Raw genomic sequence first — 9,330 nt, forward strand, 5'->3', positions numbered from 1 at the left:
CTGCCCATCGCCACCTGCCGGACGAGCAGGGCCTGCTGCTCGGCCTCACGGGCCTGTGCCTCGAAGCGCGGGAGGGAGAACGAGAGCTGGCGCTCGCGCGCGCCGGCGGCCATGCGCCGGGCCAGCGCGGCCTTCTCCTCCAGCGCGCGCGCCGCGGCCCACAGCGCCGAGTCCACCGTGTGCTGCTGCCCGGACGCCAGCGCCGCTCCCGTGTAGTCATGGCCGACGCGGCAACGGAAGCGCAGCAGTCCCTCCTCGCTCAGCTCGAAGAGGACTCCCCCACAGTCCGGGCAGGAGAAATGCGAGGGGCTCCCGCTCGACGGGGCCTTGTTGACAGCGTCCAGGGCTGCGAGCTGGCTCCCCACCTCCTGCTCCAGCAGCTGGGAGGGGCGACGCTTCCTGCTGTCGATGGGCGTCCTGGCCAGCCGGTCGAGCAGGCCTCCCAGCTCCGCCAGGGGCACGCAGTAGTCCGCGGCCACATACTCCAGTGCGCTGCGAGGCATGTCCCCACAGTAGGCGTCCGCCGGATCCTGGACGACTGCCACGCCTCCCTGGGCCTTGATGGAGATCAGCCCCGACGTGCCACAGTTGAGCGCCCCTGTGAGCACCACCCCGACCACGCGCGCCCCATAAGCGAGCGCCGCCGAGCGGAAGAGCGGGTCCACCGCCGGGCGGTGGTTGTTCTCACGGGGGCCCTTCACCACCCGCACGCGCCCAGGCTCCACCAGCAGGTGTCTGTCACTGGGCGCGACGTAGATACAGCCGGGCCGCAGCGGCTCGCCATCCTTCGGGTGGATGGCCGACACGGGGCCGGAGCGGGAGAGGATCTCCGGCAGCAGGCTGCGAAATCCGGAGGGCAGGTGGAGAACCACGAAGACGGTGGCGGGCAGATCCTTGGGGAACCGCGCGACGAGGCCCTTGAGGGCTTCCACTCCTCCCATGGAGGCACCGATGACGATGATGTCATGCGTGTCGCGTCGTGCCATGCAGCCCCTCCGGTGGAAGCCCTTCAAGCTTGAACACTCCGTCCACCCCAGACACCGTAGCCAGGCAGGGCCTCGGTCGCCTGCTCGCGGCCCGCCCAGACCGCGACTAGGTCGATGAGGCAGGAGCCCCCGGAAGTGTGAACGAGAAAGTGCTGCCCTTGCCGAGCTGACTCTCGGCCCAGATCCTCCCCCTGTGAGCTTCCACGATGCCCTTGGAGATGTAGAGACCGAGCCCCAGCCCTCTGCGGTCTTCGCGGGCTTGCCAGAAACGCTCGAACACCGCCTCCAGTTGATGGCCCGGAATTCCGGAGCCCGTGTCCGCCACGGAGAAGCGAACGTCCTGGCCCACGGGCTCCACTCGAAGCGAGATCCTCCCTCCCGCTGGAGTGAACTTGATGGCATTGGTCAACAGGTTGGCGAGCACCTGAAGCACGCGCTCGTGGTCAAACTTCGCCATCAGCGGGGTCTCGCAGCCCTCGGCGTCCAGCGAGAGGCCCTGGCTGGAGGCCAGAGGCTGGAACGCCTCGGCGGACTCTCGCACGAGCGCGGTCGCATCCTGCAACGCGGGGGCGATACGGATCCTGCCCTCCTCGATGCTGGCCACATCCATCAAGTCTCCGATCAGCCGGTTCATCCGTGCGGTGAATCGCTGGATCGTCTCGGCGGCTTGTAAGGTCCTCCTGCCCACCTCGTCTTCGGCCGCCTGCCCCTTGAGCAAGGTCGCCTGCAGCGCGATGCCCCCGAGGAGCGTGCGCAAGTCGTGGCTGACCATCCCCATGAACTGATCCCGCGTCGCCAGCCCGTCATCGGCGCACGTCCGCTCCAGCTGCAGCCGCGTGTCGGTTTCTGCTCGTTCCAGGTGAAGGAGGGCAGCCAGGGCGCGCCTGCGCTCCATGCGTTCGTCTTGCAGCTCTGCGTCAGCAGTCGCCCGCTCTCCCTGCAAGGAGGCGTCCTCATGGGCCCGCTCCAGCGAAACGAGCTCATGCGCTTGGGTGGGCGCCTTGCTCCGCTTCAGCTTCGCATCCACGGTTTCGCGGGCCGCTTGTAGGGAGTCATCAGCCTTTCCCCGGGACTGCTGGAGGGCGTCATCTGACTCCTCCTCAATCTCGGTCTGCCTGCTGGCGTACTTACGGTCCGTCTTCTCGCGCTCCCAGCGCAGGCTCTTGTCCGTGTTGGCACGCTCAGGTTGTGGCTTCTTGCGCTGCGTTCTCATGCGAAGGGTTCCCTTGGGCCTGGCTGCCCTGTTCCTCTAGAACCCTCACCGGCAGCGCCTCCAAGCCCAGCCCGCGACAACGGAGCAGGCAGTGGAGCGCTGGTCCGCCCCATAGGGAGGCGGCCCTCTTCTGAGGGGATCAACCGAACATCAAGGCGCGGGAAGAGCCGGGCGAATCTCCAAGACCGTGAGCGCCCGCGTTGTGTCGTCGCGCTGGTAGGTGACGACAAGCCCCGCAGCCGTCATGCTCCGCTCGCGCTCTGCGCTCTCGCTGGTGTGCTGTGCGGCGTCCATTTCCTGAGCGATGGCGTCTAGAGCAGCCTGAAGCGCCTGGAAGGTGTGGTGCGGCATCTGGCCGATCTGGTGCCATGCCTCTGGGCCAAAGGCGACGCGGTACGGAGATGGTCGGCGCGGCATAAGTTGCTGTGTCAACTATCAGCCAATAGCCGATGGAAACAAGCGCCACTTCGAGCCGTGCCCATGGCCCTCGTTAGGGATCTGACACACGCGTCAAGCAGGGACAGGTCAGCGCTCAAGCGGAGATAAGAACGGCACCGCACTCCTGAGCAGCCAGGAATGCGATGCCGCCCTTCATGTCATGAGGCTCACGAGACGTGCGGAGCCTTCTCCACGCCTCGCACCTAGGGCACCGAGGGCAGGTGGGCCATCAGCGCCTCGATCAGCTGCGCCAGGTGCGTCACCGGGATGCCCTTGAAGGGGAAGCGGCCCATCACCGCCCCCCGGACCTGATCGGCCAACCCCTGCGACTTCATGCAGCGCGTCCAGGGCTGGGGGTCGCTTTCCACTCACCGCTTGTCCATGGAGCTGGAGTTGGGGCGGCGCCCACGAGGGATGAAGGGCTCGTAGCAGGTGCCCTTGAACATCTGTCCCCCATGGTCCGAGCATTTTTCACGATCCAATGCGGTCTCAACCCAGCAACCTCCGTTAAGGGCGACCAGCCCCTTGGGAGGGCATCGTCCCTTCTCGTCGGGTCGCAGCTGCCCAGGCAGCGGCTCGGGAAGGGTGCTCTCGGTGACCCCGTCCTGGGTGGGGGGAGACGAGGCTTCCTCCAGGGGCGTGGTGGCTGCGGCCTCGCCGAGCCCCACGGTACCTGCGTCCGGCGCCTCACCTCCCGCCGCTTCTGCTTGAGCGACAGAGGGCACTTCCAGAGGACCCTGGGGAGCGGTCCACCACGTCCACACGGCCAGCGCCAGACTCGCCGATGCCAGCACGAGCGAGGCCCACTCAGGCCACGTGGGCGCTCGGAGTCTCACCCGTCCGGCGAAGCTCGTTGCCACGGAGGACTCCTCAGGGAGTGGCTCCTGGGCCTCGATCGGCGGGGCGAGCTCCTGTGGCCTGGCGGCGCGCACTTCGACCCCGTCATCGCCCAGGTGCTTCAGGGCGCCGGGCTCAGGCGCGGCAGCGGCTTCCTCTGGCGGCAGCGCTGAGGGAGGCAAGGCCTGCCCGGTGAAGCACGGTTCAGCGCTCTGTGGCGCAGTGTGCTCGGCGGCCAGCTCCAGGGCCTCTGCCAGCGCCGTGGCGGTGCCGCGCTCCTCGGGGCGCACCGAGAGCATGCGCAGGACCAGGGCACGCAGCCTTGGCTCCACGCGAGGGTTGTTCAGCAGGGCAGGGGGAGCAATCACGGCCTCCAGGTGCCAGGTGCCGTGTTCGTCCTGAGTGGGTTCGCCGGGCTCCGGGTACGCGCCGGTGAGGAGTGTGCAGGCGGTGACGCCCAGCGCGTACAGGTCATCGGCCGGCCCGGCGTGGTAGCGAGCTGTGGGCTCCCGGTAGAACTGCAGCTCGAACAGCCAGGACTCAGGGGAGCGGTAGGCTGGAGTGCCTGGGAACCACAGAGGCGGAGTGAGGGTGGCGGCGCCGGGGTAGATGCCCGTGCCGAAGTCGGTGAGCACGGCGCGGCCGTCGGCGCGCCGCACCAGGATGTTGGCCCCTTTGACGTCGCGGTGGACGAGGCCTTGGGCGTGGAGGGCTGCCAGGGCGCTGGCGAGCTGAGCCAGCCAGTGCAGCACCTGCTGGCAGGAGGCAGGGTGCAGCCGGGCCTGGTCATACAGGGGCACGCCGTCCACCCATTCCATGGCGACGAAGGGGTAGAGCGGGCCGCCGGGGTGCTGCCAGTCTCCATGTGCCACCAGGCCCGGGACGCTGGGGTGGTGGACCCGTGAGAGCAGCACTCCCTCGCGGGCGAAGCGCGGGTCTCCGGGGTGCAAGGCCAGCTTGAGGGCCACGGGCGTGGCGTGCTCGGTTGCGTCGGGCACCGCTCGATAGACAGCGCCGTAGATACCGCAGCCGGCCCAGCCCTCCACGCGCCAGGGCCCTACCTGCGTGCCAGGGGGAAGTCGTGCCGGGTGCAGCGCGGGTGCGGAGGGTCTGTCCATGGGGAGCCTCGTGGGGGTGGAGGGAGCCGCTCCCTCTACCCGTGCGCATCCTACCCCACGCGTAGGATCACGTCAGCGAATGCGTAGCTAGCGCAGGCGGAGAATGCGCACCGCCCCTGAGAGGACGAGCAGACCGATGATGGCGCCCACCCCAAGGTCAGGAAAGCGCGAGCCCGTCCAAGCGACAAGCGCTCCCGCGACAATGACGCCGAGGTTGGCGAGCACATCATTCGTGGAGAAGATGTAGCTTGCCTTCATGTGAGCGCCGCCGTCGCGGTGGCGCGACACCAGCACCAGGCAAGTGACGTTGGCCACGAGTGCAAGAGCGGCCACGCCCAGCATCCCCGTGGGCTCTGGCGCACTTCCCTGGAACGCACGCCGTGTCACCTCGAAGAGAGCGCCCAACGCCAGCACGAGCTGCAAGACGCCACTCACACGCGCAGCCCGCACCTTGTGGGTGACGGAGCGTCCGACGGCGTAGAGACTCAGGCCGTACACCGCCGCGTCTGCGAACATGTCGAGTGAGTCCGCCAGCAGGCCCGTAGACTGCACGAGCAGGCCGCCGACGAGCTCGACCCCGAACATCACGGCATTGATGGCGAGGACGGCCCAGAGCGTGCGCGCTTCAGCGCCCCCCTGGGCCTCGGGGGTGGGCAGGCCCGCCAGAGCGCTCGCTCCTGTGCGCGTCTCGACGAGGTGGGCACCGAACCCCAGAGGCTCCAGGCGTTCGGCGATGGTGGAGGCTGCACCCTGCTCATGCCATACGGTGAGGCGTCGCCCTGGCAAGTCGAAGGAGAGGGCGTGCACGGGCGCGAGTCCGTCGAGCGCCATGCGGATCGTGCGCTCCTCGGAGGGGCAGTCCATCCGTGGAACTGCGAACTCGCTCTGCTCGGCTGAACCTGGGCTCATGTCACGTCTCTCCATGATGCCCCATCCTCATGTTGATCCCCTCATGCGGTGCCAAGAACCGCCTGCCGAGGTTCTACCTCACGGGCGCTCCGGTGTGTGGGCGGTGCGGTGCCGGATTGCCCGAGTCGGCGCTTCCACGCACTGCGCGCGGTGCCTACCAGGCGCGGAGCTGGATCCTCGGAGTGGGGGCGCTCGTCACGGCGCTCACGAGCCCCGTGGTGTTTCCGTCCCGCCCGCTGCTGCCGATGGCCGCGTTGCTCGTTCTGGCGGCGGTGCTTACCGCTGAGAGGTGTAAGCCTCACAAGAGCGTGATAACCCCTTCTTGAAGGCCGAGCTTTCCAGCGGCCGGGGGAGGGGCTGGAATGCGGATCATTCGGAGAATCCTGATCGGGCTGGGCGTGCTGATCGTGGCCGCCGCGATCGGGCTCGCCACCTGGGAGCCGTTGCTCGCCGCCCGCGCCGCCCCGCCGCCCGCGCACCCCTACGACGTGACGATCACCCGCGACAATTTCGGCGTGCCGCACATCTTCGGCAAGACCGATCCCGACGTCGCCTATGGCATTGCCTATGCCCATGCCGAGGATGACTTCTCGACGCTGCAGGAAGTGCTGGCGATGACCCGCGGCCGGCTCGGCGCGATCACGGGGCCGGACGGCGCCAAGACCGATTTCGTTGTCCACCTCCTCGGCGCCCGCGCCACGGTCGCGCGCGATTACATGAAGCAGCCCGCCGACGTTCGCGCGTTGCTCGAGGGCTACGCCTCGGGCCTCAACCGCTATGCCCAGACGCATCCGGGCGAAGTGCGGCTGTCCAGGCTGTTCCCGGTCAATGGCGAGGATGTCGCGACCGGTTTCGTCGTCCGCTCGCCCTTCTTCTTCGGGCTCGAGGGCGTGCTCGGTTCGCTCGCCGGCGACAAGCCGCTGCCGATCGAAAGCGCCGGCCCGCTGCCTGAAGCGCCTGCCGTCACGCCGCTCGGGCCCGAATCGGACCAGGCTGGCTCCAACGCCTTCGTCGTCGCGCCCAAGCGCTCGGCGGACGGCTTCACCCGCCTCGTCTCCAATTCGCACCAGCCCTGGCGCGGCGGCGCGGCGTGGTACGAGCTCGTCGTCCATTCGCAGACTGGCTGGGATTTCGCTGGAGCGCTCATCCCCGGCGCGCCCTATCCGCTGCTTGGGCACAACAAGACGCTCGGCTGGACCAACACCGTCAACCGTCCCGACCTGATCGACGTCTACAAGCTCGTCACCGATGGCGACCGCTATCGCTATGACGACCAGTGGCGGCCGTTGGAGAAGCAGCGCGTCTGGCTGCCGGTCAAGCTCTGGGGACCGTTCGCGCTGCCGGTGCCCAAGACGGTCTATCGCGCGGTGCAGGGGCCGGTCATCGCCAACAAGGGCGGCAGCCATGCGATCCGCTATGGCGGCGGCGACCAGCTCAAGATGGTCGAGGAATATTACCGGCTCAACCGCGCCACCGATTTCGCCCAGTGGCAGGCGGCGCTGGCGATGCAGGGCATTCCCGGCACCAATTTCCTCTACGGCGACGCCGCCGGCAACATCGCCTATTTCTACAATGCCAGCTTCCCCAACCGGAAGCCGGGCTTCGACTATTCGAAGGTGCTGCCGGGCGACACCTCGCGCGCTTATGCTCCGGGCACCGTTCCGTGGAGCCTGGTCCCGCGCAACGTGAATCCGGCCTCGGGCTTCCTGATCAACGCCAACAACTCCCCTTATCAGGCGGCGGGGCAGGGGTCAGAAATCCCGCCCCAACCGCCCTTGCTCGGCGTCGAGACCGACACCACCAATCGCGGTGACCGCGCGCTGGAGCTGATGAGCGCCGTGCCTTCGATCTCCGAGGAGGAATTGAAGCGGATCAAGTTCGATACCGGCGTCGCCAAGGGCGGCTATCTGGAGGCGTGGTTCAAGGAGCTGCTCGCGGTGGATCCCCAGGGCGACAGCCTGGTCGCGGACGCGCGCGATCTGCTCTCCCAGTGGGACTGGAACTGGGACGGCAAGGGCCCCGCCGACTCGCTCGCGTTCTCGATCCTGCGCTCGCCCCATCGCTTCCATTACGAGCGTAAGCCCAAGCCCGATCCGCGCGCGGTGATGGCCGAGGCGGCGGGCTATCTGCAGAAGCATTTCGGCAAGCTCGACGTGCCGCTCGGCGAGCTGATCCGCCTGCGCCAGGGCAAGGTCGACTTACCGATGGATGGCAGTCCGGATGCGCTCCGCGCCGCGACCAATTACGACGAGGCGCCCGACGGCCGCCTCGCGATCCGCCACGGCGACAGCTTCATCATGTTCGTGACGTGGGACAAGGCGGGCAAGGTGCGCTCGGAATCGGTCCAGCCGTTCGGGTCGGCCAGCACGCGGCCGGATTCACCGCATTACACCGATCAGGCGCAGCTCTTCGTGCAGCATCAGTTCAAGCCGGTGTGGTTCGACCCGGCGGAGCTCAAGGCGCATGCCGAGCGGAGCTACCGGCCGTAATTCTTCTCCCTCTCCCGGTTGCGGGAGAGGGCTCAGCGCTCAGGACTGCGCACTGCGTTGCGGTTCAAGCCGTCCTGGCCGGGGGCGTCAGGCCCGTGCGTCGGACCTGACACCGACGCGTCGAACCTGACGCTGGTGCAGCGGGTGCTGCTCGCCGGGAGCATGCCGGTGGTGACGCTGAGCTTCAAGACGGTACCCGTGGTCCTCACGGGCAATGGCGCCAGCTGACACCCGGACTCCCACCCGAGAACTGGACGAGCCTATGCACGAGCCAATGGACGATTCGGGCCCCAACCCCGGAGCGGTACGCTCTGGGCCGCGATCCGGGGTGCAGGGCAGACTGACTCCCGTGCCCCTCGCACTGAGCTGCTGCACCTGTGGACGCTGCTCACTCAGCGCGAGCCATGGTCCTCGCTGGTGGTGGTGCCCGCCCAGCCGGGGACCTCGGGCCTGGCGGTGGGGCGTGCCATCGTCTCGGTGGGCAACCAGTACCGTGAGAGGCCCCTGCGCCTGATCGATGCCGAGGGCCTGCGGCCTGGAGCCGCCTCCCGGCTGGTGCGCGACCTCCGCGCCTATGTGGAGCAGGGAGGCCGGGTCGTCACCTGCATCGACTCGATCCTCACCCACCCGGTGGGCCTCGAGGTGGCGCTAGCGGCCGAGCGCGCACTCTTGTGTGTGCCGCTGGGCTCCACTCAGTTCTCCGCGGCCAGGCAGACGCTGGAGCGGATCGGCAAGGCACGGTTCCTGGGCAGCGTCTGCACCCGCCCAGCCGGCAGCTGAGTCACGGCTCCTTCAGCTGCGCGGCGCCGACGGGTGCAGAGTGGCCAAGGTGGGTCGCTCCCTCAAGAGGGGCAGAGCCGAAGCCGGAAGAAGCGAGCGGGCCGGCGCAGACAGAGAGGGAGGAGCCGACGAAGGAGCGCGCACCGCGAGTGGATGGGGCCGGGTTGAGTGGAGGCGGCGGGAATCAAACCCGCGTCGGGCGGTGCGAAACCTCTAGCAGAATCGCGTCCTTGCCGCGCAACCGCGTTCCGTAGGCTCCTGCGACATACGTGCAATATGGAGGGGGAACTTGCGCGGTCCCGGTGGAGTGCTCCCGGACGGAAGCGGAAAGTCCACCAGGGTTACTGTCCGTGTTGCGCCGTTGCGCTGGGAGAGCAGGAGGAGCCCCGTTGCTCGCGTTCGCAGCTCTGTGTCCGTGACCTCTCTAGGCGGGCGTCATGTGGAAGCAGGCGGCGGGTGTTGGCGTAGGTGAAGGAGCTCCCAGAGCAGGAAGTCGGGCTGAACTCCTGGCGAGGGTCTCCCCAAGGGCGGCGACCTGATTCCAGCGGCAGTGAGCCTCG

The 9,330-nt window shown here is 68.2% G+C and carries 10 protein-coding genes; 4 read left to right on the forward strand and 6 right to left on the reverse strand.

The features are described 5' to 3' along the window. The 6 genes from VD972_RS43160 to VD972_RS43185 all read right to left on the reverse strand — a co-directional run. Window positions 1–986, reverse strand: a 986-nt coding sequence (locus tag VD972_RS43160; RefSeq protein ID WP_324995560.1) for a chemotaxis protein CheB, incomplete at its 3' end; no start/stop codon positions are given. Between the two features lie 106 nt (window positions 987–1,092). Next, the gene (locus VD972_RS43165; RefSeq protein WP_324995562.1) at window positions 1,093–2,199 is read right to left on the reverse strand and encodes a HAMP domain-containing sensor histidine kinase; all 1,107 of its coding nucleotides are present in this window, start codon (window positions 2,197–2,199) and stop codon (window positions 1,093–1,095) included. Window positions 2,200–2,349: 150 nt separating this feature from the next. Beyond that, window positions 2,350–2,616 (reverse strand): hypothetical protein, encoded by a 267-nt coding sequence (locus tag VD972_RS43170; protein WP_324995564.1) that lies wholly within the window; start codon window positions 2,614–2,616, stop codon window positions 2,350–2,352. Between the two features lie 224 nt (window positions 2,617–2,840). Next, entirely contained in the window at window positions 2,841–2,972 is a 132-nt protein-coding gene (locus VD972_RS43175; protein ID WP_324995566.1) for a hypothetical protein, read from the reverse strand. Between the two features lie 33 nt (window positions 2,973–3,005). Continuing rightward, window positions 3,006–4,592 (reverse strand): serine/threonine-protein kinase, encoded by a 1,587-nt coding sequence (locus VD972_RS43180; protein WP_324995569.1) that lies wholly within the window; start codon window positions 4,590–4,592, stop codon window positions 3,006–3,008. Window positions 4,593–4,679: 87 nt separating this feature from the next. Further along, a complete protein-coding gene (locus tag VD972_RS43185) occupies window positions 4,680–5,501 on the reverse strand; it encodes a cation transporter (RefSeq protein ID WP_324995571.1) in 822 nt (273 codons plus the stop codon). A gap of 29 nt (window positions 5,502–5,530) precedes the next feature. On the opposite strand from VD972_RS43185, the gene VD972_RS45685 reads away from it, so the two are divergent. From VD972_RS45685 to VD972_RS43200, 4 genes are all read left to right on the forward strand, one after another. Next, window positions 5,531–5,827, forward strand: coding sequence for a hypothetical protein (locus VD972_RS45685; RefSeq protein WP_414654227.1), 297 nt, complete (start codon window positions 5,531–5,533; stop codon window positions 5,825–5,827). A gap of 36 nt (window positions 5,828–5,863) precedes the next feature. Then, entirely contained in the window at window positions 5,864–7,990 is a 2,127-nt protein-coding gene (locus tag VD972_RS43190; protein WP_324995573.1) for an acylase, read from the forward strand. Window positions 7,991–8,047: 57 nt separating this feature from the next. Beyond that, on the forward strand, window positions 8,048–8,218 hold the full coding sequence (locus VD972_RS43195) for a hypothetical protein (protein ID WP_324995575.1): 171 nt from the start codon (window positions 8,048–8,050) through the stop codon (window positions 8,216–8,218). A gap of 189 nt (window positions 8,219–8,407) precedes the next feature. Continuing rightward, entirely contained in the window at window positions 8,408–8,770 is a 363-nt protein-coding gene (locus VD972_RS43200; protein WP_324995577.1) for a hypothetical protein, read from the forward strand. Window positions 8,771–9,330 lie beyond the last annotated feature (560 nt).

It is taken from the genome of Hyalangium sp. (assembly GCF_035629615.1).
Classification (GTDB): domain Bacteria; phylum Myxococcota; class Myxococcia; order Myxococcales; family Myxococcaceae; genus Hyalangium.